Source organism: Nocardioides piscis (assembly GCF_011300215.1).
Classification (GTDB): Bacteria; Actinomycetota; Actinomycetes; order Propionibacteriales; family Nocardioidaceae; genus Nocardioides; species Nocardioides piscis.
Window position 1 is genome coordinate 973,121 of sequence record NZ_CP049866.1, and the last position, 25,855, is coordinate 998,975.

The following is a 25,855-nucleotide window of genomic DNA, read 5'->3' on the forward strand; positions in this document are numbered from 1 at the left end:
AGTGATTGGCTAGTTGCCACTGACAATCAATATCGTCGTCGCTCGTGAGCACAGACCTTCAGAGCCAGCCCGGGCACACCGAACCGACGGACGCCAAGATCGACAAGAGCGTCCTGCTCGTCGCCGGCGTGGTGGTCCTCGGGGCCATCATGTCCATCCTCGACATCACGGTCGTGTCCGTGGCGCTCAACACCTTCCAGGAGGAGTTCGACGCCACCGCGGCCGCCGTCGCCTGGACCATGACGGGCTACACCCTGGCGCTCGCCAGCGTCATCCCGCTGACGGGCTGGGCGGCCGACCGGTTCGGCACGAAGCGGCTCTACCTGCTCGCCGTGCTCCTCTTCACCGCCGGTTCGGTGCTGTGCGCAACCGCCTCCAGCCTCGAGCTCCTGGTGGTCTATCGGGTCCTGCAGGGTCTCGGCGGCGGCATGCTGATGCCGCTGGGCATGACGATCCTGACCCGGGCAGCCGGGCCCGAGCGCATCGGTCGCGTGATGGCCGTGCTCGGCATCCCGATGCTGCTCGGCCCGATCTTCGGCCCGATCGTCGGCGGTGCGCTGATCGACAACGCCTCGTGGCACTGGATCTTCCTGATCAACCTCCCGATCGGCATCGCAGCGATCGTCTATGCCGCGATCGTGCTGCCCAAGGACGAGGTCGAGCCCTCGGAGACCTTCGACTGGCTCGGGATGCTGCTGCTCTCCCCCGGGCTCGCCGCCTTCTTGTATGGCGTCAGCTCGATCCCCGAGCACGGCAGCGCCGCGCACGTCGAGGTCCTGGCCCCGATGATCATCGGCATCGTGCTGGTCATCGCGTTCGTCCCGTGGGCCCTGGCCAAGCGCAACGCCCACCCGCTGATCGAGCTGCGACTGTTCAAGAACAAGGACATGACCGTCGCGGTGCTGGCGATGATGCTGTTCGCGATCGCGTTCTTCGGCGCCTCGCTGCTGTTCCCGCTCTACTTCATCCAGGTCCGCGGCGAGGACGCCCTCGGCGCCGGCCTGCTGCTGGCCCCGCAGGGTGTCGGCGCGATGATCACCATGCCGATCGCCGGGATCCTGGCCGACCGGATCGGCCCCGGCAAGATCGTGCTCGTCGGCATCACCGTCATCACCGTCGGGATGGCGATGTTCACCCAGATCAGCTCCGAGACGTCGTATGCCTACATGCTCGCCGCACTGTTCGTCATGGGCCTGGGCATGGGCGGCACGATGATGCCGATCATGACGGCCGCCCTCGCCACGCTCACGGCACACAACGTCGCCCGCGGATCGACGCTGCTCAACATCACCCAGCAGATCGCCGCGTCGATGGGAACCGCGCTGTTCGCGGTCATCCTCACCAACGAGCTCAAGAGCAAGGAGTCCGTCACCGTCGCCAACGCCCTGGGCGAGGCTGGCGACGACCAGGGGGCGGTCGCCGCCGTGCTCCAGAAGTTCGCGATCGCCCCCGACCAGCTGCAGGCCGTGCTGGCCCGTGTCCCCGGCGACATGGCCGACTCGTTCGCGACCGTCTTCATCGTCGCCACGATCCTGGTCGCCTGCTGCCTGATCCCTGCTGCGTTCCTGCCGCGAAAGAAGGTCGCGCCGGTCGACCCCTCCGCGATGATGGGTCACTGAGGGGCGGCGCGCGACACGACCCCGCCGGCGGGGTCTAGACCATTGGGCAGAAATTGCCGGATGATCTGGCACCGCGGCCGATGCAGGCACACCCTTGACGGGTGCACACCCGGATGCGTCGAGCTGCCCTGTCCCTTCTCGCGCTCTGCGTCGCGGGCACTGCCGTCACCGGCATCCCCGGCGCCGCAGCGCCCGGCGATCCCGACCCGGCCTGGGGCACCGGCGACGCCTGGGTGAACGCGCCGGGCGGCGTCAGCCGACAGGCCGCGTTCGGCGAGGTGAGCGTCGTCCCGAGCGTCGCCGGCGAGTTCTGGAGCCTCGGAGTCCGCGGCGACGGCACCAAGCGGGTCCTGCGGATCTTGCGGCACCTCAACAACGGGACCAATCCCCCGAGCGGTGCCGCAAGCGTCGTCCACGAGGTGGGCTACGTCGGGGAGGCCTCGGCCGCGACATCGGACGGAGCGGGTGGCGCATTTGTCGCCATGACCCGACCAGTGGGCACCGGGTGGGCACCCGTGCTCGTGCACGTCAACGCCAACCGGACCCTCGACGCGGGCTTCGGGCAGCGGGTGCTGGCGGCGGCACCCGGCTACATCGAACACCTCGACATCGCTCGCAGCTCCGACGGGACGCTGACGGTCCTGGTGAAGCACATGGACATCCACCTCGCGGCAGTCACACCGATGAGGGTGTTGGCGAATGGGTCCCTCGACGCGTCGTACGGCGCAGGTGGTGTCGGCGCCACGCAGGTCCTCGGCGCCGACGACGACGCCCGACTCGGCGGATTCACCCTCGCCCCCGACCGCAGCGCCTACTTCACCAGCTCGCTCAGCCCTCAGCTGCGGATCCGCAAGTGGAACCCAGCCGGTGGGATCGACGCGGCCTACGGCTCAGGCTCGGGCGCCAACCCCACGCCGTCGGTGTCCTTCGTGGTGGTCTCGGGCAGCCTGATGCTCGACGCCAGCGGCCGGCTGCTGGTGCCCTACCGCGACTTCCCGGCGACGGGAGCGCGGGCCCGGATCGCGCGGCTGCTGCCCAACGGAAGCCTCGACCCGACCTTCGGCACCGGCGGCAGCACCACCTATGACGACGCAGCCGCCTGGGACTCGGCCGAGCTCGTCGGACTGGGCCCGGCGTCATCGGGCAACCTGGCCGCCATCTGGTTCGTCGACCCGACCGGCCCACCGGCCGGCTTCGTCACCAAGGTCTTGTTCGACAGTGCCGGCAGCTTCGTGGTGAAGGAGGACGAGCCTGCCTGTACAACTCGGCCCGAGGACGTCCTGGTCAGCTACCCCAGCTTCGTCTCAGCAGCCACCGGTGGCGCCTTCGAGGTGTGGTGCAGCGACTCCGCACCCGCCCAGGGCAGCTTCAGCAACGCCACCTCCCGGCTGCCCGTCGCCCACGGTGACCTCGAGGTGACCTCCAGCGGGCGGGTCCTGGTCGTGCCCGAGATCTATGACGAGGACACGACCACCGACATCGGGGTGCTCACCCCGGCCGGACAACCGGCTGTGGGCGTCGGGGTCTCGGGCTTCATCGACACGGTCTTCGGAGCCGGCACCGACTTCCCCTACCAGGACACCTCCTCGGGTCCGGGCGATGCGTTCTATGTCAGACACGGTCTGGTCGTGGGGCGCTTCACGGCCTCCGGGGTCCTCGACCCGTCGTTCAGCGGGGACGGCAAGGTCACCCCGCCCGGCTTCACCCAGGGCTACGCCGTCATGGCGCTGCGCAACGGCGGGGTGATGGCCGCCGGGAAGACCGCCGCGTTCCCCCTGCGACTGGTGAAATATCTGCCCAACGGCAACCTCGACACGTCCTTCGACGGCGACGGGATCTGGGAGAGCGCGATCGCCACCGGCGGCGCCCGCAAGATCGGCGAGGCCACCGACGGATCGACGTACTGGGACCTGCGCAGCTCGGTGAACAAGACGATCCGCGTGCTGCCCGGGGGTGGCCAGGACATGTCCTTCGGCACCGGGGGCCAGATCACCATCTCGATGAACGATGGGGTGGTCGACGCAGCGGGTCGGCTGCTCCTCACCGACAGCGACAGCGGTACGGCGCGCGTGCGGCGCTTCACCGCCGGCGGCCAGGTCGACAACAGCTTCGGCAGCGGCGGCGTGGTCACCCTGACACCCCCGGTGGGCGAGGACCAGAACCCCGCCTCCCTCACGGCCTGGCCGGACGGCTCGATGGTCGTGGGTCTCACTCGCTATCCCGACGGGGGCGGTGCCACCAAGATTGCCTGGTCGATCGTCGACGCCGCAGGAGCGGTGCGCGCCACCCGCAGCCCGGGCTTCGATCACTCCTACGCGCCGGCGGCAGCCCTGCCCGACGGCCGCGTCGCGACGCTCGACCTGTCCGACCGTCGCAGCCGTGTCTTCGGATCCAAGGGCCTCGCGCCGGCTGTGCCGTCGCTGACCGCGGTGGCCACCGGACCGACGACCGCGCGACTCACGGCCGCGGGTGACGGTGCCGGGCTCACCGGTGTCACGTTGGGCAGCGAGGTGGGCCTGCCGACCGACTACGGGTCCCTGGTCCGCGATCCGATCGGCGCAACCACCGGCCAGCAACTGCAGGTCCGGGAGCTGACCGGCCTGGCGCCGGGGACGACCTACAACGCCCGCGCGGTGATCACCAACGCCTCAGGCACCACCGTCGGCGCCAACATCGCGTTCACCACGCCCGCAGCCGCGGGTGCAGGTCCGGGCGAGCTGTCGAAGAACCCGACGGTCACGATCAAGTTGCCCCCGAAGGCCAAGCGCACCAGCATCCGCGCCTGGCGAGTGGTCAAGGGCACCGCTGCCCCGGCCGTCGCAACGCCGACGGTCAAGATCGCCAAGGTCGAGGTCAACCTGGTCCGCAGGATCACGAAGAAGAAGTGCGCCGTCTACACCGGCAAGGCCTGGAAGAAGACCACCTGCAAGAAGGCCGCGAAGCGCTGGGTCAAGGTGAAGGGCACGACCGCGTGGAAGCTCAAGGTCAAGGGACTGGTCCGCGGGAAACACACGATCCGGGCCCGGGCGGTGGACAGGGCGAAGCGCAAGAGCGTGGCGGTGGCCGGCGTCAACCAGGTGCGCTTCAAGCTCAAGCGTCGGTGAGTCGCATCCTCAGGTCTGGGTGCCGAGCGTCAGCGGCAGCACCGCGGTGGCGCCGGCCTCGCGCAGGGCGACCCCAGCGACCGTCAACGTCCAGCCGCTGACCACCAGGTCGTCGACGAGCAGCACCGGACCGGCAGGGACGTCGGCCTCCAGCCGGAAGCGGCGGTGGATGGCGGCCACGCGCTGCGCGGAGTTGGCTGCGCCCTGACCGGGAGCGACGCTCGCGTCGACGATGGCGAACCGTCCGACGACCGGGATCTGCATGACGCGTGAGAGCCCGGTCGCCAGGTCGCCCACGAGCTGTGGTCGGGACGCCGACTCCACCCCGACGATGGCCACGGGCCGGTCGGTCCAGTCACCGGCCCAGTCCTTCATCACGGTCAGCAGCGCGCTGGCCAGCGGCGGCGGCACCGGGCCGTCGACGGCGTCGGCGCGGAACAGCGCACGCAGCGCCTGGCCGTGGCCGAGATCGGTCAGGCGAGCGATCGCCCGGCCCTCGACAGGCCCGTCGCCGATCTTGCCCTTGAGGTCGAGCCCGAGGTTGGCCAGCGCCGTGGGCCACATCTTGCGCGGCTCGATCGCCACGCCCGGTCGGGACAGGGCTGCGCCTGCCTCGTCGACGGCCGCCTCGGTGACGCTCGAGGAGAGGGTGAGCCCTCCGCAGTTGTCACAGCGCCCGCAGTCGGTCGCGTCGGGGTCGTCGAGCTGGTCGCGCAGGAAACGCATCCGGCACCGGTCGGTGTCGAGGTAGTCGAGCATCGCGTCCTGCTCGCGCTGCCTGGCCTGGGCGACCCGGGCATAGCGGTCGGCGTCGTAGGACCACGGCTCGCCGGTCGCGACCCAGCCACCCTTGACGCGGCGTACGGCGCCGTCGACATCGAGGACCTTGAGCAGGGTCTCGAGGCGGTTGCGGCTCAGCTCGACATAGGTCTCCAGCGCCACGGTGCTCATCGACCCGGGAGCCTGCGCGAGGACCTCGAGTGTCTGCCTGACGAGCTGTTCGGGTGGGAAGGCGAGGGACGCGAAGTATGCCCAGATGTCGCGGTCCTCGAGCTGTGGCAACAAGACGACGGTTGCGTCGTCGGTGCCGCGACCGGCGCGGCCCACCTGTTGGTAGTAGGCCACCGGTGACTGTGGGGCGCCGAGGTTGATCACGAAGCCGAGCGATGCGTCGAAGCCCATGCCGAGCGCGGACGTCGCGACCAGGGCCTTGACCCGCCCCTCGACCAGCGCGCTCTCCAGCGCGGCCCGCTCGGTCGGGTCGGTCTGCCCGGAATAGGCAGCCACCTCGTGGCCGCGGTCGCGGAGGAAGGCCGCGACCTCCTGGGTCGCAGCGACGGTCAGGCAATAGACGATCCCTGAGCCGGGCTGCTCTGCCAGGTGGTCGGCGAGCCACGCCAGCCTCATCTCGGCGGTCCTGAGGCGCACCACGCCCAGGCGCAACGACTCCCGGTCGAGGGAGCCGCGCAGGACGAGCACCTCCTGCTCGCCGGTGGCCGAGACGAGCTGCTCGGCGACGTCGGCGGTGACGCGCGCGTTGGCCGTCGCTGTCGTGGCGAGGACCGGGATGCCGGGCGGCAGGTCGGCGAGCAGCGTGCGGATGCGGCGGTAGTCGGGGCGGAAGTCGTGTCCCCAGTCGGAGATGCAGTGGGCCTCGTCGACCACCAGGAGGCCGCAGGTCGCCGCCAGCCTCGGCATCACCTCGTCGCGGAAGCCGGGGTTGTTGAGCCGCTCAGGACTGACGAGCAGCACGTCGACCTCGCCCGCGTTGATGGCGTCGTTGATCGGCTGCCACTGCTCGATGTTGGTGGAGTTGATCGTCACGGCGCGGATGCCGGCACGCTCGGCAGCAGCGATCTGGTTGCGCATCAGGGCGAGCAGCGGGGAGACGATGACCGTCGGTCCGGCTCCGCGCGAGCGCAGCAGCAGGGTCGCGACGAAGTAGACGGCAGACTTGCCCCAGCCGGTGCGCTGGACGACCAGCGCACGACGGGAGTCGACAGCCAGTGCCTCGATGGCCGACCACTGGTCGTCGCGCAGCACGGCACTGTCGCTGCCGACGAGCGCGCGCAGATGGGCCTCGGCCTGGCCGCGGGCCTCGGCGCGGATCTCCTCGGTGGTCATGGGCACTGTCTAACAGGCGCCACTGACGCTGACCGACCTGCCCGGTCCAGACCAGCCGGGCGGGGAGGCGCCGTCTCGCCTAGCCTGCGGAGAGGTCCATGGGGACCGGACTGGAGGCCTGTCATGCGCGCTCGCCCACTGCTCGTCTCAGCCGTGGCCTCGACCCTGGCTGCGGCGTTGCTGCTGCCGGCGCAGGCGGCGATCACACCCACGGCACCGGTGACGATCTCCGGACCCGGCAGCGTCGGCTCACCACAGGTGCAGGTCGACAGCTCGGGTCGCGCGGTGGCGATCTGGTCCGAGGTCGGCGAGTCCGGGCTTGCCCAGCTGTGGTCGGCGGAGCGACCGGCAGGTGGGACCTGGTCGGTCCCGACGGCGATCACCACCGGATCCAGCGGGGTGACGGGACTCGACTTCGACGTCAACGAGGCCGGCGACGCCGCGGTCGTCTTCCGTCGCTTCGACGCCGTCCGGAGCGAGCACGTGCTGTGGGGCAGCTATCGCGCCGCTGCGTCACCGGCGTGGAGCGACCCCTCGGCGTTCGGCGGCCTCGTCCACGGGGTCGACACCTCCGGCGACTTCGGGGTGGCAGTCATGTCCGACGGGACGGCCGTGTCGGCCTACGTCGCGCCCGACGGCACTCCCGGTCTTCCGGACACGACCCGGCGGGCCTATGCCGGCACGGGCGGCACCGGCGGCTGGTCGGGAGAGGTCCACATCTCCGACACCGGACACATCGCGGTCGTCGGCGACCAGGAGCAGCGCGACGTCTCCTCCATCGCGATCGCTGCCGACGGAGCGGGCGCCGCCCGGGTCCTGATGCGGATGGAGGCTCACTCGGAGTCCACGTTCGGGACCCGCTACCGGCTGATGCGCACCAGCCGCACGACCTCCACCGGCTGGACGGCGATCACGCCGATCACCAGCATCGACGCCTCCTACCCCCAGCCCGAGAACCCGCGCGTCGCGGGTGACCCGGCCGCCGCAGGCGGCTTCGTCGAGGCCTGGACCGAGAACTCCTCGGGCGACGCGGTCGTCCGGGTCAACAAGGGAGGTGACGTGCGCACCTTCGCCGACCCCAGTCAGGCGCCCGACCAGATCTCCAAGCACATGCTGATCGCCGACCTCGCCGTCCGTGCGGGTGTCGCCGCGGTCAACACCTACTACTCCGAGGCGGTCGAGGAGGGGCAGGACTCCGTGACCCGCGTCGGCACCTCGGTGTGGAGGTCAGGATCGGGGTGGAGCGACCTGATGGATCCGGTCGAGGACCCGCAGTACGGCGCCTTCCGACCTGATCTGACCATCCACTCCGACGGGGCGGTCTCCCAGACCTACGACCAGGGCTTCGGCTCCCTGGCCAACATCTATGTGACCCAGCTTCCCCCCGGGTCCTCCACCTGGTCCGGCGAGAGGCTGATCTCGCGCTACACGACCGACGGCAGGTCCGACACGGCGGCTGCCCTCGAGGCCGGGATCGCCGACGAGGCCGTCATCGTCTGGCGTCGCAACCACGGCGGCACTCCCAACCGCTACACCGTCGAGGCTGCCTCCTTCACCGGCAGCGCCACTCCGTCGCCCACACCGACGAGCCCGACGACGACCACCAGCTCGCCGTCACCCTCCCCGACCGTCACCGCTCCGGCGCCGGTGCCCCCGGCGTCGTCCGTCCCGGCAGCGCCGGCTCCCCTGCCCTCGGCGTTCGTCGCCGTGGTGGAGCCGAAGGTGAAGGGCAAGCCGATCGTGGGCACGACACTCAAGGCCCGCCCCGGGACGTGGCAGCCGGCCCCCGCGAAGGTGACCTATCAGTGGCGAGCCGGGTCCAAGGCGATCAAGAAGGCGACGAGACCCCGCCTCAAGCTGACGAGTGCGCTCCGCGGCAAGAAGATCAGCGTCCGCATCACCCTCGCAGCGCCCGGTGTCTCGACGCGCACCGTGACGGTGAAGGTGAAGGGCAAGGTGAAGGGCTAGACGTCCGCGCCACCGACCCGCAGCAGAGCCTGCGGGCCGGTGACGGCCGCGGCGACGGGTCAGCGCCGCTGGGACCGGGCGATGAACCGGTCGAGGTCGATCCCCGCCCGGCGTGCGGCCCGGCGAGCCTGCGGCGACGACAGGTCGGGCGCGACGAACGACTTCGGCCGGATCGAGCGGTCGGCGTCGGCATACGTCCGTTGCAGTGACGCCTGCTGCGAGGCGCCGGACGACGCATCGGCCCGGACCCGGGCACTGACCGCGACGCTCGTCCCGGTCAGCAGCGGGCTGACCGTCGGCGTGTAGCCGGACGAGTGTCCGACGCCCTTGGGGTGATAGCTCTCGCTGACCGGGTTGGAGAGGCCGTTGATCCACTCGGCGTCGTCGCACACGGCGTGACCCACGAAGCGGCTGGTCGGGTTGCCGAACGAGAAGCCGGCGGCGGACGCCGCCGCCCCCAGCCGCGAGTTGAGCAGGTCTGCGGTCTGGTTGAGGCGGGTCTCCTCCGCCGGGGAGAACCACGTCATGGCGTTGCAGTCCTCGCCGTTGAAGATGCGCGGATAGCCGACGACGACCACCTTGGCGTAGGGCGCGCGGCTCCGGATGCTGGCGTAGAGGGTGTTGAGGCGCGACGGCAGGGTGTTGTTGATGAACGCCTGGGCGGTGTTGATGCGTGCGTCGCAGCTGCTCATCCAACCCGGCTTGGCGCACTCGGTCAGCACGTCGGCGAATCCGGCGTCGTTGCCGCCGACCGAGATCGTGACGTAGTTCGTCGCGCTGGTCAGGGCGGAGAGCTGGGTGTTGGTGACATCGGGGACGGTGGCCCCGGAGCACGCCCGGAAGTTCAGGGCATAGCCGCTGGCAGCGGCGATCAGGCTGGGGTAGGCCAGGGTGGAGCGCTGGCAGCTGGTGCCGTCAGCGATGTAGGACCGGGTGCCGGTGCCTGAGGAGTAGGAGTCGCCCAGGGCGACGTAGGACGGCGCTGCCGCCTGCGCCGGGGCGGCGAGGAGCGAGCCGAGCAGGGCAAGCAGGGCGCTGAGGAGCAGCGCCGCCCGACGCGTGGTTGTGAGCATGCGTATGCCTCCGAGATGACGGGCCACCCGAGTGTGACCGCGATCACACTAGGCCGCTCGACCGACGCCGTCGACCTCCCCACGACGACAGACTGTGGCTTCGGTGTCACCGGGTGACACCGAAGCCACAGTCAGCGAGCCGGCTCAACGCAGGGTGATCCTGCGCGGTGCGGACGAGGAGGCAGGCGTCAGTGGCGTACGGCGGTGAAGGACTCACCGACCAGCAGCGGCACCACGTCGCTGGCGTCCAGCTGTCCGGCGACGACCACGTCGTCGGAGAAGCCTGCCTCGATGAGCTCGACCCCGCTGGCACAAGCAGCCAGCTCGCCGGGCAGCGACGGGCGGACGGCGCGGAATGCCTGCTCCGCCGCACGTGCCTCAGGGCTCAGTCCCTCCACCCCGCGGTCGACCAGGCCGGCCAGGACGGCCCCCGCGCCCCACAGGTCCTCGATGGCGGGCCGTAGCGAGTCGTCCGGCCAGCGCTCACCGGCGGGGATCAGGGCGCACGTCGTGCCCTCGGAGAGCCTGGGCGCCAGCCACGCCGCCACCGCGTCGGCGTTGCGCAGGCAGGCGCCCAGCACGCCGGCGCCCGCCTCGGCCAGGGCGAACGCGATCGTCGAGCCGTTGGGGCTGGGGAGGACCAACCGCTCGATGCCGCCGGCCAGCCCCCTGGATGCGGCGATGCTCGCGGGCGAGAGGGACACGTGCCGGGCGTCCGCGCGCGACAGCGCCTCGAACCGGCCCACGGCCAGCGTCGCTGCATGGCGGAGCGCGTGCTGGGCGGCCCCGGCTCCCTTCCAGCTGTAGGGGAAGACCTCGATCCCGTGCTCGAGAGCCACCGTGAGCGTGGTGGTGAAGGACAAGACGTCCACCACGACCGCGTGGTCGGCAGGGATCGCGACGGCTCCGGTGGGTCCCCACTCGCAACGCACGCGGTGGGCGGACTGGTCGTGGCCGTGCTTGAACACGCGCTGATCCAACAACAGCTGCACCCCGTGACCAAAATCTCCAATCGGCTGACGGCTGTGCCGTAACTGCCTAGCCTCGCGACAACTTCATCCCTTGTCCGCGGAGGTCTCCATGCCAAGTCACAAGTCGATCTCGTCCCACGTGATCGTCCTCGCCGTCGCTGGTCTCATGCTGGTCATCTCCGCCGGCGCCGGCGCGACAGCTGCCCTCGTGATCACGGGCAAGCAGATCAAGGACAACTCGATCACGACCAAGGACATCAAGAACCGCTCGCTCGCGGCCAAGGACCTCTCCCCCGCGGCGAAGAAGAAGCTGCGCGGCGCTGCCGGTCCGGCCGGCGCGACAGGTCCAGCCGGGCCCAAGGGCGAGACCGGGTCCAAGGGCGCGACCGGCGAACAGGGGATCCAGGGCCTCATCGGCGAGGCCGGCGACCAGGGCATCCAGGGCCTCACCGGCGCGATCGGCCCGGCCGGCCAGCAGGGCATTCAGGGCCTCACCGGCGCGATCGGCCCGGCCGGCCCGCAGGGCATCCAGGGCCTGACCGGCTTGACCGGCCCGCGTGGCCTCCCGGGCGTGGACGGGGTCAACGGGGTGGACGGCCTTCCCGGCATCAGTGGGTTCGAGATCGTCTCACCCACGCCCGTGGCGGTCGGCCTCCTCACCTTGACCCCCACGACGCTCACCGCGGCGTGCCCCACGGGCAAGCAGGCCCTGGCAGCGACGGGCGGCACGACCACCCTGGTCCCGAACATCGTCACTCAGGTCTCGCGCGTCAGCCCCACCGAGTTCAAGGTGATGGCGCTCCCGACCGTGCTCGGACTGACGGCGAACAACCTCAGCCTCGACCTCGTCTGCGCCACGGTCGCAAGCTGAGACAGCCAAGACGTACGGCGCCGCTCGACCGCGTAGTCGGGCGGCGCCGTACGTGCGTGACGATCACCAGATCCGGACGCGCTCCTCGGGGTCGAGCCAGAGCGCGTCGTCGGGCGTGGTCTCGAAGACCTCGTGGAACTCGTCGAGGTTGCGCACGATGTTGGCCCGGAACTCCGGCGGCGAGTGCGGGTCGATCGTGAGGTATTGCAGGTCCTGCTCCTTGCGCCGCTTGGTGCGCCAGCAATAGGCCCAGTTCATGAACAGGGCCTGGCGGTCCTCGGCCGAGGCCTCGCCGCCGCAGGCGATGAGGAAGGCCTTGTGGCCGATGGTCAGGCCACCGAGGTCGCCGATGTTCTCCCCGACCGTCAGCTCTCCGTTGACCTTCTCGCCGGGCAGGTTGCGCGGCTCGAACCCGTCGTACTGCTCGATCAGTGCCTTGGTCTTGACCTCGAAGGCCGCCTTGTCGTCGGCGGTCCACCAGTCGTTGAGGTTGCCGGAGCCGTCGTACTGCGCCCCCTGGTCGTCGAACCCGTGGCCGATCTCGTGGCCGATGACCGCACCGATGCCGCCGTAGTTCTCCGCCGGCTTGGCGTCGGCGGCGAAGAACGGCTTCTGCAGGATCCCGGCCGGGAAGCAGATCTCGTTGGTGCCCGGGTTGTAGTAGGCGTTGACGGTCTGCGGGAGCATGAACCACTCGTCGCGGTCGACCGGCGAGCCGATCTTGCCCAGCTCCCGGTCGGTCTCGAAGGCCGCCGAGGCCGCGATGTTGCCCATCAGGTCGTCGGCCCGGATCTCGAGCTTGGAGTAGTCGCGGAACTTGTCGGGATAGCCGATCTTGGGCCGGAAGGTGTCCAGCTTGTCGTAGGCGCGCTGCTTGGTCTCCTCGGTCATCCAGTCCAGGGCCTCGATCGACACGCGATAGGCCTTGAGCAGGTTGTCGACCAGCTCGTCCATCTGCTTCTTGGCCTCCGGCGGGAAGTGCCGATCGACATAGACCTTGCCGACGGCCTCGCCGAGCGCGCCCTCGACCAGCGAGACACCGCGCTTCCAGCGCTCGCGCAGCTCGGGGGTGCCGTTGAGGGTGCGGCCATAGAAGTCGAAGTTGGTCTCGACGAACTCGTTGGGGAGGTAGGCCGCCGCGCTGCGCAGCACGTGGGTGAGCAGCCACGACTTCCAGTCCTCGATCGGGACCTCGTCGAGCACCGTGGACAGGTGGGCGAGATAGGAGGGCTGTCGCACGCACGACTCGGCCAGCGTCTGCTCGTTGCCGCCGAGGTTGGTGACATAGGCGTCCCAGTCGAAGCCGGGCGCCAGCGCCTTGAGCTCCTCGAGGGTCGTCAGGTTGTAGGTCTTCTGCACGTCCCGGGTCTCGGAGCGCTCCCAGTGGCCCTTGGCCAGGCGGGTGTCGATCTCGAGCACGGTCTGGGCGGCTGCTGCGGCGTCGTCGTGGCCACCGAGCTCGAGGAGCCGGGTCAGGTAGGCGACGTACTTCTCGCGGACCTCGGCGAACTTGTCGTCGCGGTAGTAGCTCTCGTCGGGCAGGCCGAGGCCACCTTGGGTGATGTGGAAGAGATAACGGTCGGAGTTGCGGTCGTCGGTGTCGACGTAGGAGCCGAAGAGCCCCGCCCCGCCGATGCGCTCGAACTCGCCGAGGAAGGCCGCCAGGTCGCGCACGTCCCGCAGGGCCTCGACCGCCGTGACGAGCCGTTGGATGGGACGGGTGCCGGCGCGGTCGATGGCCGCCTCGTCCATGAAGGATGCAAAGAGGTCGCCGATCTTGCGCGACTCCTCATCGAGCTGGTCCGACGGCTTCTGGGCGATCTCGGTGATGATGTCGCGCACCTGCGCCTCGGCGATGTCGGCAAGCTCCACGAACGGGCCCCAGCTGGAGCGGTCGCTGGGGATCTGTGTCTCGTCGAGCCAACGTCCGTTGACGTGGCCGAAAAGGTCGTCCTGGGGACGGATGTCGGGGTTCATGCCCGGGCGGGCGTCATCGAGGATCGTCACGGGTCCGACCCTAACGCGCAGGGCCACGCCGACCTCCGGGACAGGTGGTCCAGACCAGGGCGCACATGGCTGCCTGTCGGTGCCATTGTGTCCTGTGATCCCAGCAGGGGCCGCTCATCACGGGGAGACTCACATGCACCTGCGTCGACTGACTGCCGTTCTCGCTGCGTCCGCGATCTTGCTGGCTCCCTCGGTGGGTGCAGGGGCGCTCGCCGACCCGTCCGCCGAGCGGGTCACCACTGGCTCCTGGGCGCCGCTGACCTCGAGCGCCTCGCCCAACTTCGCACGCGCGAGCGTCACCCGCACCGCCGACGGGATGCAACACGTGGTCTGGCTGGTCGACAACGCCGATCGCACCCACAACTACGAGCACACCACGATCTCGCCGACCGGCACCCAGGGACCGGTGACCCGGATCCTCGCGAGCGACTGGTCGCAGCTCAGCACCCCGGTCGACCTCGGCGTCAACGGCGACGGCAGCCTGCGTCTGGCCTTCCGTGGCTCGATCGACGGGAGCACGGCCGACTTCTTCTCCTACAAGGGCGTCTACACCGCCGTCTCGTCCGACGGTGGCGCCTCGTGGGTCGTCCCGCGCGAGGTGCTCGCCAAGGGCACCACCGACGGCGGCGTCACCATGGCCCACCTGCCGGACGGGACGCCGATCACGGGGTATGGCGACACCGGGGGCTTCCACTGGAACGTGGGTGTGGTGCCGGAGGCAGCCCTGCCGGGCTCGACCGTGCAGGAGTTCACCGACCACGACGCGATGGCGGCCTCCCTGGTCGCCTCGGGGGCGAGCGTCCACGTCGTCTACGAGAGCCACCGCGGCGGCGGGATCTTCGCCCGTCAGGTGTGGCCGTCCCTCGGCGCACCCGTGCGAGCCCCCGGTTCGCAGACCAGCACCGGCGCACCGGTCGCCGTCGTCGACCGTCCGGGAGTCGGTCCGGTGGCGGCATACGCGATCGCCGACAAGGTGGTGCTGTGGGACATCCTGACCGGCCGCACCTACTCGGTCCGGGGCATGGACGGCCCCAACAACGTGGCGTTGGCGGCCCTGCCGGACGGCCACCTGTGGGTGGCCGCACAGGGGCCGATCGGCTACACCCCCCGCGCCTCGCGCGTCGCCGCGTCGGGCTGGAACATCGACCGCAGCCCCACCCGGCTCGATGACATGTACAGCACGTTCGGGCTGGAGGTCAGCAGCGCCGGTGCCCTCCGCGCCGAGGTGGTCCTGACCGCGAACGCCGCCGGCGACCCGACCCGGATGCACGCCCAGTCGGTCGAGGCGCAGATGATCCTCAAGGCCTCGCCACGCCGCTGGCGTGTGGGACGCGTCCAGCGGGTGAGGTTCAAGGTCACCGACGTCGACGGCGCGGTCGCCGGGGTGCTGGTCCGCGCCGCGGGCAAGAGGTGCTCCACCAACGGCTCGGGGAAGTGCCAGATCCGGTTCCGCGCCTACCCACGGCCGAAGAAGATCAAGGCCAGGGCGACCAAGGCCGGCTATGTCGACACGACGGTGAAGCTGAAGGTCAAGCGCTGATCCGTCCACCACCTCCCCCACCAAGGTCCCCGCACACCCGGAGCTCTGCCATGAACCTGCGCCGTCCCGTCGGTCTCACCCTCCTCTCCGCCCTGTGCCTCACGGTCGCCTCGCTCACTCCGGCCGTCGGCGCGGACAGCCCCAGCGGCCCGTCATCCGCACGATCGAGCAGCGTTGGCTGGACGGCCGTGAACAGCGGACCGGTCGACAGCCTGGCCGAGATCAGCACCGCCCGCACCGCCGACGGGGTCGTCCACGCGTTCTACCGCCAGGACGGCAGCATCGTCCACACCGCCCTGACCTCTGCCGGGGGCGTGGCATCCCACAGCACCGTGGTCACGCCCGGCAGCGGAGTCGCGTCGATCTATCCCGCGATGGTCACGCCTTCCGGTGGGCTCCGGGTCGTGTTCGGTGGGCTCGGGGAAGGACCCACCGGGGACGGCCGGGCAGCCGAGGCCACCTCGGACGCCTCCGGGTCGGCGTGGACCCTCGGCACCCGCGCCCTGACCAAGAACAACTCGGTCTACGCCGCCTACGGTCTCGGCGCCACGCTGCTCGCGGACGGCACGCCGGTGACCGCCGTGCCTGCCCTCGGCAGCCACGCCTGGCGGGTCGGCGCCATCGAGACCACCGACCCGGCAGCCCGCAACACGGCGCCCGAGGACCAGAGCACGACCATGGCCGACTGCTGCAGCTATCACACGTCGCTGGTCAGCTCCGGGGACGACGTCTTCATGGCCTGGTATCAGAACGGCGGCGACGCGAGCACCTCCGGGATCTTCGTCCAGCAGATCCACCCGAGCGTCGGCGCCATCATGAAGGCGCCGGGGTCCAGCGTCGGCGACGACTCCTCGGCCCCCGACCAGACGGTGGCCATGGTGGCGCGACCCGGTGGCGGCGTCGTCGTGGCCTACCCTCTCGGCTACCTCGACGCCAGCGTGGGCCTGTGGGAGGTCGGCAGCACTTCAGCGACCAAGGTGCCGGGCAGCGTGGGCGCCGATCGGATCTCCATGTCCGCGACGCCCTCGGGCCGGCTGTGGCTCGGCTGGACCACCGAGAGCGGTGACACGAGCTTCACCCGCACCGGACCGACCGGCTTCGCGACAGGTGTGCCGGGCGACGCGGGCGCGCCTGCCGGCAGCGACCTGCGCGACCTGGCGATCAACGGGTCGGAGGACGGCGCCGTGCTCCTGGTCAACGACAGCGCCACCTCGCGCGTCCATGCCACGGTGGTGGACCCCGCCCTGACCCTGAGGTCGTCGAAGAAGAAGGCCAAGGTCGGGCTGGTGACCAAGGTGAAGTTCAAGGTGACCGAGGGCGGCAAGGGCGTGCAGGGCGTGAAGGTCAAGGGCGGCGGCTTCTCGTGCAGGACCAGGGCCACGGGCGTGTGCGTCATCAAGTACGAGCCGAGGAAGAAGGGGAAGGTCGTCTTCAAGGCGGCCAAGGGCGGCTACGAGCCCGCCCGGCTCAAGCTGAAGGTCAAGGGCTGAGCGTCGCCCCGCCCCAGGGTCACCGCAGGCGCACGACCGACTTGCCGAGCGTCCGTCGCTCGTCCATGTCGAGCAGGGCCTGGCCGAAGCCGTCGATCGCGTGTGTCGAGCCGATGGGCGGCTTCACCACGCCGGTCTCGATCATCGGCAACAGCTCCTGCCACTGCTCCTGCATGAAGCCCGGACGGGTCATCGCATAACCACCCCAGCCGACGCCGCGGACATCGATGTTGTTGAGCAGCAGCCGGTTGACCTTGACCTCGGGGATGCCCTGGCCGGCAGCGAAGCCGACGACCAGCAGGCGGCCCTGCTCGGCCAGCGAGCGCAGGGAGTCGGTGAACAGGTCGCCACCCACGACGTCGAGGACGATGTCGACCCCGCGACCGCCGGTGAGGTCCTTGACGGCGTCCTTGAACCCGTCGACCAGGACCACCTCGTCTGCGCCGGCGTCGCGCGCGACCTGTGCCTTGTCCTCGGTGCTGACGACGGCGATGGTGCGCGCGCCATACCCCTTGGCGACCTGGATCGTGGCCGTGCCGACACCGCCCGCGGCACCGTGCACGAGCACCGTCTCACCGGACTTGATGTCGCCCCTGTCCTTGAGGGCGAACTGGGCGGTGAGGTAGTTCATCGGCAGGGCGGCGCCCTCGTCGAAGGACAACGAGTCGGGCAGGGCGAAGGTGAACATCGACGGGTTGGCGACCAGCTCGGCTGCGCCGCCATACGCGTTGACCCCGGCCACCCGCTGGCCGGGCTCGAAGCCGCCGCCGCTGACCACCGTGCCGGCGAAGTCGACACCGAGGGTGAAGGGCGGCTCGGGCTTGAGCTGGTATTCGCCGCGGCTGAGCAGGAGGTCGGGGAAGGAGATCCCCACGCTGTGCACCTCGACGAGCACGTCACCGGGCCCGGGGGTCGGCTCGGGGACCTCGTTGACGACGACGTCGGCGGGACCGGTGGGCGTCTGGACTTGTACGGCGCGCATGCGCCGAGGCTACTGCGGCGATGGTCCGCATCAATCCGCACCTCTCCGACGGGGCGGAGGGTGCGGATTGACACGGACTGTCCAGAACAAACCGCTCGCCGCTGTCGGCCCCGTCAGCCACACTGGCGACCGTGACCGATCCGTTCGTCGACGCAGTGCAGGACACCGTCGGCGACCAGCAGGTCGGCCGGCGGCTCCCCCGAGCACTGACCCCCTTCCGCTCGCCCGGCTATCGCTGGCTTGCGCTGGCCATGGTCTGCACCTCCTTCGCGCACGGCATGTGGATCGTCGGCCTCGTGTGGGAGGTCATCCGGATGGGCGGAGGAGCCGCCCAGCTGTCGGTGGTCTCGACGGCGTCGGCGATCGGCGTCGTCATCCCCGCACTGCTGGCGGGCGTGGTCGCCGACCGGGTCCCGCAGAAGCAGATCCTGCTCGTGGTCGCCGCCGTGGAGGTCGTCGGCATGGGGACGATCGCCGCCCTGTCGAGCCTCGACCTCGACCGGTTGGCGATCCTGGCCGCGATCTCCTTCGTCACCGGCATGGGGATGGCCTTCTACTACCCGGCCTACTCCGCCTGGCTGCCGGCGCTCGTCGCCGAGTCCGACCTGCAGGCGGTCAACGGCTTCGAGGGGATGGTGCGACCGGCCATCGGGCAGGCCTTCGGCCCGGCGGTGGCTGGTGCCGTCGTCGCGATGGCCAGTCCCGGAGCCGCCTTCGCCGTCGCGGCCATCGCGGGAGGAGTCGGCCTGCTGATGCTGCTGCGGGTGCCGCAGACCCCGCTGCGTCGCACCCTCGACGAGGACCACGCCACCCATCCGATCCGCTCGGCGGTGCGCGACATGCGCGAGGGCTTCGCCTACATGATGCGCACCCCCTGGCTCCTGGCCACGCTGCTCTCTGCCTCCTTGATGGTGCTGGTGATCATGGGCCCGCTCGAGGTGCTCATCCCGTTCCTGATCAAGGACCGGCTCGGCGGCGGACCTGACGACCACTCCTATGTCCTGGTGGCCTTCGGGATCGGCGGGGCGCTCGCATCGCTCGTGATGGCCTCGGTGCGGATGCCTCGTCGCTACCTCACCTGGATGAACCTCGGCTGGGGGCTCGGGTCGCTGCCCTTCCTGGCCATCGGGCTGGCCGACGCGGTGTGGCAGGTGGTCGTCGCCGCTTTCGTGATCGGGGCGCTCTTCTCCGCGCCGATGGTCATCTGGGGCACCCTCCTGCAGCGCCGGGTGCCCCCCGAGCTCCTCGGCCGGGTCGCAAGCCTCGACTTCTTCGTCTCGATCTCGCTGATGCCAGTCTCGATGGCGCTCGCCGGGCCGGTCTCCGACGCGATCGGGCTCCGGACCACGTTCTTCATCGCCGGTCTGGCTCCGGTCGTCTTCGCCGTCCTGGCGATCTCGCTGGCCCGGCTGCCCGCCGACGAGCTGGCCCACCCGCTGCGCTAGCCGATCCTCGTGGTGGTCCTCGCTGCGGCCGCGGCACCCGCTGTAACGCGCTGTCACATGCGCTTGTGCGCCGTACCAACGACGCGAAGGTGCACCGGACAGCGCGTTACAAGCGCGAGCGGCGAGCGGCGAGCGAGCGGGGTCCGGGTCCGCCGCTCCGCCGCTCCGCCGCTCCGCGATCACTCGGGGTCGACGATCGCGTTCATCTCGAAGTGCATCGGGTCGGTGTAGCCCCAGTCGCCACCCCAGGCGAAGCCCCAGTCCTTGAAGATCGCCACCACGGCTCGGTTCATCTCACCGACCGTGCCGCGCAGGTTGCCGGGCACGTTGAGGTCCAGCGCGATCCCGAAGGAGTGCAAGGACAGCTGCTGGGTGTTGGCGATGAAGCGGGGGTAGTAGCAACCGGCATATTCGCCGGGGTTGATCTCCTTGGCCAGGCCCGTGTTCTGGATCTCCAGGAGCGCCGCGCGCAGCTGGGGCAGGACGACCTTGTGGCAGGTGACGTTGCCCAGGATCGGCACGGGCTCGGTCCGGATGTTGGCGTCGACCCACGACTGGTCGGGAGCGATCCGGCCCCCGCCGAGCACCGTGTAGCGGAAGGTGCCGACCGCCTCGGCCACCGAGCCACCCGTCAGCACGGCGGTCTGCTTGGCGCCGGGGTCGAGGTCAGGACCCAGGATGGAGACCGCCGCGGAGTCGCCGACGATCTTCTGCAGGTCCTCCATCACGAAGCGCGGTGAGTCGGTGCCGGTCCACACGAGCATCGCGTTGTCGCTCGGGATGCCGAGCTCCTCGCCCCACTTCTCGTTCACCACCGCATCGATCTGCGGCACCTGCGGGGCATAGGCGCCGATGTGCACCTTGGGTGCGTCCTCGTCGTTGCCGAGCTTGAGGTAGCCCTCGTCGTCCTGCAGCCGCTTGCCGAGCGCCTGGTCGATCGCCACCTCGCCGCCCGCCACCCGGTCCCACTGCGACTGGAGCTCGGCAGACGCGAAGGGCGTGAAGTTGCGGTATGTCGACGGGTCGACGGCGCCGATGTTGATGACCCTGTTCTCGATGCCGACGTCGCCGAGCGAGAGCACCAGCGAGCGCCGGACGCTCTTGAGGGAGTTGATCTCCTCGATCAGCTCGTCGTCGAGCGCGTCCTGGTCCTTGATCATCAGGTCGGCGTAGACCAGGCGGCCCTCGCGGGGTCCGGGCGGTTCGACGGCGTGCTCGGGGTCGGCGACGGTGGGGGTCTCGCTCGACGCGGGGCTCGCCTTCGTACCCTTGCGGCCCTGCGCCGCGGAGGCCTCCGGGGAGGAGACGCTCGCGGAGGGCGACGGGCTCGGGGCCTCGGCGCTGGGCTCGTCGCCGCAGGCGGTCGCGAGCAGGAGCACGGCGGCAGCGATCGCCACGTGTGCACGTCGTGCCATGGACCCTCCCTCGACCGACCCAGCCTACGTTTCGCGCCCAGCGGCGGGAATCGTCAGCCAGGACACGAGACCACCGAGCACGAGCAGCACCGTGCAGGCCCACATCGCGACGGGGTATGCCGATGCGAACACCGACGGGTCGGCGTAGTCCTCACCGGAGAGGCCGACGGCCGTCGGCAGCGCCGCCACCGCGATCAGCGACCCGGCTCGGGCCACCGCGTTGTTGACGCCGCTGGCGATGCCTGCCTTGTCGTCGGGGGCCGCGGCCAGCACGGTCGCGGTCAGCGGCGCGACCATCAGGGCCAGGCCGAGACCGAAGACGGTCAGCCCCGGGAAGGCCTCGAGCCAGTAGTCGACGTCCTCGTCGACGCCGACGACCAGGGCGGTGCCGATCGCCATGACGACCGGCCCGACCGTCATCGGGATGCGCGGCCCGATCCGGCTGCCGAGCTCACCGCCCTTGGCCGCCAGCAGCAGCATGCAGACCGTGATCGGCATCGACGCGAGCCCGGCCTCGAGGGCGCTGTAGCCGCTCACGGTCTGCAGCTGGAGCACCAGGAAGAAGGACATCGCGCCGAGCGCCGCATAGACGAGCAGGGTCATCGCGTTGGCGGCGCTGAAGGTGCGGTCGCGGAACAACGCCGGCGGCATCATCGGCGACGTGCGGCGGCCCTCGACGAGCACGAACGCGACGGCCGCGAGCAGCCCGCCGACGGCGGCCGCCCCGGCGCCGACGGCGTTCCAGTCGATCAGCGCATAGGTGATGGCGGCCAGCGCGAGCGTGGCGAGACCCGCCCCGACGACGTCGAAGTCGCCGCTGGCCGTCGGGTCGCGCGTCTCCGGCACGGACCGTATGGCGATCAGCACCGTGACCACCGCGAGCGGCAGGTTGATCAGGAACACCCAGCGCCACGAGGCGTGGTCGACGAGCACGCCTCCGACGAACGGCCCGATCGCCGCCGCCACCCCGCCCAGCCCGGACCACGCGCCGATGGCCCTGCCCCGGTCGTCGGGGACGAAGGCGCCCTGGATCATCGCCAGGCTGCCCGGCGTCAGCAGCGCACCGCCGATCCCCTGCAGGACGCGGGCCACGATCAGCGTCTCGGCATTGGGGGCGAGACCGCACAGCAGGCTGGCCAGCGCGAACCAGATGGTGCCGACCACGAACATCCGCCGCCGACCCAGCCGGTCACCCAGCGAACCCCCGAGCAGGATCAGCGCTGCGAGGGAGACGAGATAGCCGTTGTTGATCCACTGCAGCTGGGCCAGGGAGGCGTCCAGGTCCTCACCGATCGAGCGGAGCGCGACGTTGACCACGGTCGCGTCCAGCCAGGTCATCCCCGAGCCGAGGACCGCCGCCGCGATGACGGCCCGGCCGCTCGGCGTACCCATCCGCAGGGCCGGCGGCGCCGAAGAGGTCACGTGCACGACTCTAGGATGTCCGGCGTGACCCGCCTCCGCTTCGACGAGGTTCGGCTGGTCGACCATGTCGACCGGCTGGAGCACGAGCACCCGCCGATCGACCTCGACAGCGTCGACTTCACGGTCCGCGACCCGGCCACCCTGGCGACCCGCTTCGGTCACGTCCTGGACTACATGGCCCGCGTGGAGCTCGAGGTCGACCGCAACGTGCTCGAGCTGATGACGATGCTGCCCGACCCTCCTGAGGTGGACCGACGCTTCTATGCCGACGTCTGGCAGCCGCAGGAGATCCGGCACGGGCTCATCCTCGACCAGCTCCAGACCCGACTCGGACGACCTCCGGCCACACCCGACACCGACACGGTCTCGGCCAAGGTCAAGGTGCTCGGGGCGCTCGGGCGCATCGACAGGCTCCAGGACGTCACCCGGATGCTTTACTACCTGACCGGGATGGCGACCGAGCGCTCAGCCGTGCTCGCCTACAACCTGCTCCACGACGGGGTGCGCGGGCTCGGCGAGCGCGCGGTGAGCGAGACGATCGTGGCGCCGATCAAGCGACAGGAGCCGGGCCACTACGCCTTCTACCAGCTCTCCGCGCGCGGACTGGCCGCACAGCTGGCCACCTGGCAGACCTGGCTCGTGTGCCGCCTGCGAGCCATCTCGTTCGCGCCGGTCGGCGTCAACAACGACGACCAGCGGGCCGACTTCGGCGACGTCATGGGCACCCTCGGCATCCACGACGACGTGACCGCGTTCGCGGAGTCGATCTCCCGCGTCGAGCGCGACCTGCTGTGGGCGCACGAGGAGGGGATGCGGGTGCCGCCATACGTCCTGGCTGCCTTCCGCTCCGCCGCCGAGGCGGCGCAGGAGCGCGCGCTCAGACTGCGAGCACCCGGCCGGCGATGAAGGCGATGTCGGCGGCGGTCTGCGCCGGGGTCCCGCTCGGCTGCATCACGTGGCTGAGCACGACCCGGACCACCATGTCGATCGCCGCCTCGAGCTGACCGGGCGTGAGGGGAGGATCGAAGGCCGCGACCCGGTCGGTGAGCAGGGCCTTCGACACCTCCAGCAGCGGGGAGGCGTTGGTGACGAGCAGCGGCAGCAGCTCGGTGTCGGCGCCGTGCGTCGCCGACACGACCGCGTGCAGCAGTGGGTTGTCCTGGGCGTGCTCCAGCACGGCGCAGATCGCCGTCTCGATCCCGGCCGGGAGGTCGGTGGGGTGTTGGTCGAAGGCGGCCACCACGAGGTCGAGGAAGCGGGCGAGCTCGGCAAGGGTCATCGCCTCGGCCAGCGCGCTCTTGGTGCCGATCTCGTTGTAGACGGTCTGTCGGCTGACGCCCACCTCGGCGGCCAGCCCGGCCATCGTCACCTTGGCCCAGCCCTGGCTTGTGGTCATCTCCACCGCGGCGGCGACCAGGCGATCACGCAGGGACGGCGGCATGCACGGGAGTCTAGGCAGACGCGGGAGTCTAGACCGACGCGGAGCGGGTCGCGGCGGGTGCGCCCCGGGCGGCGGGTGGCTTCGTGACGAACGTCAGCACGACCGCGGCCAGGGCGATGGCGCCCACGGTCGTGTAGGCGACCGTGTAGGCCTTGTCCTCGCCGATCAGGGCGGACGCGAGGACCGGTCCGAGGATGCCGCCGAGGCTCCAGCCGACGAGCATCAGGCCATAGATGGCGCCGGCGTTCTTGAGCCCGAAGAAGTCGCCCGCGGTCGCCGGCATCGTGCCGAAGGTGCCGCCGTAGCAGAGATAGACGATCGCGGCGAGGATCGAGAAGAGCACGGCGCTCTCCGCGTGCGGCAGGGCGATCAGGCAGACACCCTGCAGGACCAGGATGGCGGCGAAGGTCCGCATCCGGCCGATCTTGTCGGAGATCCCGGCCCACACGACGCGGCCCGCTCCGTTGAAGATCGCGAGGACGCCCACGAGCGCGGCGGCCCCGGTGACGCTGAAGCCGGCGATGTCGGTGGCACTGAGCTTGGCCTGGGAGATCAGCGAGATCCCGGCGCTCACGCTGAGGGTGAGGATCGCGGTGAGGAGATACCACTGGGGCGTGCGCAGCGCCTCGCCCTGGGTGAAGTCGGCACCGGCTGCGCCGCGTGCGGTCTGGGCAGGGGGGTCGTAGCCCGCGACGACGTAGCCCTGCGGCGGGTTGCGGAAGACCGACGCGCCGATCAGCGCCATCACCAGGTAGGCGAGTCCCAGTGGGAGGAACGCGCTGGTGGGGTCCTCGGGGTCCCGGTCGATCAGCCACTGCGCGACGGGTGCCGTGAGCACGGCCCCGAAGCCGAAGCCGCCGACGGCCAGCCCCGTGATCAGGCCCTTCTTGTCGGGGAACCACTTCTGCAGCATCGCGATCGGCACGATGTAGGCGAACCCCAGGCCGAAGCCGCTGATCACGCCGTAGCCCACGATCAACAGCCAGTAGTCGTCGGCGCCGTTGCAGAACGAGGCCATCAGGATGCCCACGCTGTAGATGACGCCTCCCGCCAGCGCCACCACGCGCGGCCCACGCTTGTCCTGGAGCCGTCCCCCGATGTAGCTGCCGATGAAGATCATCCCGATCGTGACGGTGAACGGCAGCGACGCCCTCACCTTGCTCAGCTCCCACGACTCGGCGTTCTCGAGCGCCCCGCCGATGACCGACCAGGCATAGACCCCGCCGATGGCGAGCTGGAGGAGCAGCGCGCCGGCGACCAGCAGCCAGCGATTCATCGTCCGCGTCCCTGCTGCCCTGGTGTCCGTCATGTCCGACTCCTCATCTCGTCCCGGGCAGCCCGCCCGGGGGTCTCAGCCCTGGTAGCGCACCTGTTCTCCGCGATCCACCCGCTCCCGCTGGGGAACGACGGTGTACTTCGGGTCCTTGGCCGAGGCGATGCCCGCCTCGAAGACGCCCATGCGGGTGCACAGCGAGCCCGCCATCAGGGCCGCGCCCGACGCCATCGACAGCGCGCGGCTGCGACGACCGGCCAACGCGCCGACGGCCCCGGCCGCCGTCAGGGCGATGCTCGCTCGCATCCACCGGCCTGCCGTCCCCTGGTGCAGGGTCTCGGCCGAGATCCCCATCGACTGCTCCATACGGCGCTCGGCCGCCAGCTCGACGGCTGCGCCACCCACGGCGAAGGCGCGCGCAGGACCGGCCTGGTCGACGGGCGTCCCGAGGAGTCCCAGCCCCCCCGACGCCGCGGCGGCAGATCCGCAGAACACGAAGGGCAGCTCACGGAAGGCCGAGTGCCACGCCGGGGTGGCGGTGTCGGCCAGGAGCACGGCGGTGTAGGCCGCGACCGGGGGCGCGGTCAGCGCGCCGACGATCCCGGCGGGGCGACCCAGGACGAGCAGGATCCCCAGCGGACCACGCTGCCAGCGGGCCGGCAGCATGCCCACCACCTCGGCGGCCGAGGCCGCTGCCGCGAACGGGCCGTGCAGCGCGAGGATCCAGGTGCCGACCGACATCGGCGAGGTCAGCTTGGCCACCCGCAGCATGTTGATGAACCTGCTCGGCTTGCCCAGGTCGTGCACGAGCGCGCCCATGCTCAGCGCCAGGCTCACCAGCGACCCGAGCCTGCCCACCCGGCGCAGCGCCGGCCGGTCGGTCAGGTCGGCACCCGCCGCGAGCATCGAGCTCCCCGCCGCGACTCCGCCGGTGAAGAGATAGATCGCGATGTCGTGCTCCCACGGCGCGGGCTTGACGATCGGGCGCCCGTAGTAGGAGGTGAAGTCGGCCTCGGGCACCATCACCCGGTCGCCGCCGCGCCCGCTCCCGCGCGCCCGGCTGGGGCTGCCCCCGTGGTGGTGGGCCTGTGCGGTGTCGGGTGGTCGCAC

The 25,855-nt window shown here is 70.6% G+C and carries 18 protein-coding genes; 8 read left to right on the forward strand and 10 right to left on the reverse strand.

Annotated features, from left to right (window positions below; translation table 11 throughout):
* Positions 1-44 precede the first annotated feature (44 nt).
* Together G7071_RS04845 and G7071_RS04850 are read left to right on the forward strand one after the other, a co-directional pair.
* The gene (locus tag G7071_RS04845; RefSeq protein WP_206062904.1) at positions 45-1,619 is read left to right on the forward strand and encodes a DHA2 family efflux MFS transporter permease subunit; all 1,575 of its coding nucleotides are present in this window, start codon (positions 45-47) and stop codon (positions 1,617-1,619) included.
* 101 nt (positions 1,620-1,720) lie between these two features.
* The gene (locus G7071_RS04850; protein ID WP_166315594.1) at positions 1,721-4,723 is read left to right on the forward strand and encodes an NHL repeat-containing protein; all 3,003 of its coding nucleotides are present in this window, start codon (positions 1,721-1,723) and stop codon (positions 4,721-4,723) included.
* A 9-nt stretch (positions 4,724-4,732) separates the two neighbouring features.
* On the opposite strand, the gene G7071_RS04855 is transcribed toward G7071_RS04850, so the two are convergent.
* Positions 4,733-6,847 (reverse strand): RecQ family ATP-dependent DNA helicase, encoded by a 2,115-nt coding sequence (locus G7071_RS04855; RefSeq protein ID WP_166315597.1) that lies wholly within the window; start codon positions 6,845-6,847, stop codon positions 4,733-4,735.
* Positions 6,848-6,970: 123 nt separating this feature from the next.
* Between G7071_RS04855 and G7071_RS04860 the strand changes: the two genes are divergently transcribed.
* Positions 6,971-8,815, forward strand: coding sequence for a hypothetical protein (locus tag G7071_RS04860; RefSeq protein WP_166315600.1), 1,845 nt, complete (start codon positions 6,971-6,973; stop codon positions 8,813-8,815).
* A gap of 59 nt (positions 8,816-8,874) precedes the next feature.
* On the opposite strand, the gene G7071_RS04865 is transcribed toward G7071_RS04860, so the two are convergent.
* The gene (locus tag G7071_RS04865) at positions 8,875-9,888 is read right to left on the reverse strand and encodes an SGNH/GDSL hydrolase family protein (RefSeq protein WP_166315603.1); all 1,014 of its coding nucleotides are present in this window, start codon (positions 9,886-9,888) and stop codon (positions 8,875-8,877) included.
* A gap of 188 nt (positions 9,889-10,076) precedes the next feature.
* The gene (locus G7071_RS04870; protein WP_166315606.1) at positions 10,077-10,856 is read right to left on the reverse strand and encodes a 2-phosphosulfolactate phosphatase; all 780 of its coding nucleotides are present in this window, start codon (positions 10,854-10,856) and stop codon (positions 10,077-10,079) included.
* 112 nt (positions 10,857-10,968) lie between these two features.
* Here G7071_RS04870 and G7071_RS04875 point away from each other — a divergent pair, with 112 nt between their 5' ends.
* Positions 10,969-11,730 (forward strand): collagen-like domain-containing protein, encoded by a 762-nt coding sequence (locus tag G7071_RS04875; protein WP_166315609.1) that lies wholly within the window; start codon positions 10,969-10,971, stop codon positions 11,728-11,730.
* A gap of 63 nt (positions 11,731-11,793) precedes the next feature.
* Here G7071_RS04875 and G7071_RS04880 read toward each other — a convergent pair whose 3' ends face one another.
* Positions 11,794-13,737 (reverse strand): M13 family metallopeptidase, encoded by a 1,944-nt coding sequence (locus G7071_RS04880; protein WP_166315612.1) that lies wholly within the window; start codon positions 13,735-13,737, stop codon positions 11,794-11,796.
* Positions 13,738-13,870: 133 nt separating this feature from the next.
* Here G7071_RS04880 and G7071_RS04885 point away from each other — a divergent pair, with 133 nt between their 5' ends.
* Together G7071_RS04885 and G7071_RS04890 are read left to right on the forward strand one after the other, a co-directional pair.
* On the forward strand, positions 13,871-15,277 hold the full coding sequence (locus tag G7071_RS04885) for a hypothetical protein (protein WP_166315615.1): 1,407 nt from the start codon (positions 13,871-13,873) through the stop codon (positions 15,275-15,277).
* A 50-nt stretch (positions 15,278-15,327) separates the two neighbouring features.
* Positions 15,328-16,767: a hypothetical protein gene (locus G7071_RS04890; protein ID WP_166315618.1), complete on the forward strand. Its 1,440-nt coding sequence runs from the start codon at positions 15,328-15,330 to the stop codon at positions 16,765-16,767.
* 19 nt (positions 16,768-16,786) lie between these two features.
* Here G7071_RS04890 and G7071_RS04895 read toward each other — a convergent pair whose 3' ends face one another.
* Positions 16,787-17,749: an NADPH:quinone oxidoreductase family protein gene (locus tag G7071_RS04895; protein WP_166315624.1), complete on the reverse strand. Its 963-nt coding sequence runs from the start codon at positions 17,747-17,749 to the stop codon at positions 16,787-16,789.
* 131 nt (positions 17,750-17,880) lie between these two features.
* On the opposite strand from G7071_RS04895, the gene G7071_RS04900 reads away from it, so the two are divergent.
* Positions 17,881-19,194, forward strand: a complete 1,314-nt coding sequence (locus tag G7071_RS04900) for an MFS transporter (RefSeq protein ID WP_206062905.1) — start codon at positions 17,881-17,883, stop codon at positions 19,192-19,194.
* A gap of 179 nt (positions 19,195-19,373) precedes the next feature.
* On the opposite strand, the gene G7071_RS04905 is transcribed toward G7071_RS04900, so the two are convergent.
* Positions 19,374-20,609 carry a M15 family metallopeptidase gene (locus tag G7071_RS04905; RefSeq protein ID WP_166315627.1) on the reverse strand — a complete coding sequence of 412 codons (1,236 nt, stop codon included), beginning with the start codon at positions 20,607-20,609 and terminating at the stop codon, positions 19,374-19,376.
* Positions 20,610-20,633: 24 nt separating this feature from the next.
* Positions 20,634-22,031: an MFS transporter gene (locus G7071_RS04910; protein ID WP_246210462.1), complete on the reverse strand. Its 1,398-nt coding sequence runs from the start codon at positions 22,029-22,031 to the stop codon at positions 20,634-20,636.
* A gap of 24 nt (positions 22,032-22,055) precedes the next feature.
* Here G7071_RS04910 and G7071_RS04915 point away from each other — a divergent pair, with 24 nt between their 5' ends.
* Positions 22,056-22,937, forward strand: coding sequence for a GTP-binding protein LepA (locus G7071_RS04915; RefSeq protein WP_246210463.1), 882 nt, complete (start codon positions 22,056-22,058; stop codon positions 22,935-22,937).
* On the opposite strand, the gene G7071_RS04920 is transcribed toward G7071_RS04915, so the two are convergent.
* From G7071_RS04920 to nrfD, 3 genes are read right to left on the reverse strand one after another with little or no spacing between them, the layout of a single operon-like run.
* Entirely contained in the window at positions 22,909-23,472 is a 564-nt protein-coding gene (locus tag G7071_RS04920) for a TetR/AcrR family transcriptional regulator (protein WP_166315636.1), read from the reverse strand. The genes G7071_RS04915 and G7071_RS04920 overlap by 29 nt on opposite strands.
* Before the next feature lie 28 nt (positions 23,473-23,500).
* Positions 23,501-24,781, reverse strand: coding sequence for an L-lactate MFS transporter (locus G7071_RS04925; RefSeq protein ID WP_166315639.1), 1,281 nt, complete (start codon positions 24,779-24,781; stop codon positions 23,501-23,503).
* 42 nt (positions 24,782-24,823) lie between these two features.
* On the reverse strand, positions 24,824-25,855 hold the full coding sequence (nrfD, locus tag G7071_RS04930) for an NrfD/PsrC family molybdoenzyme membrane anchor subunit (RefSeq protein WP_206062906.1): 1,032 nt from the start codon (positions 25,853-25,855) through the stop codon (positions 24,824-24,826).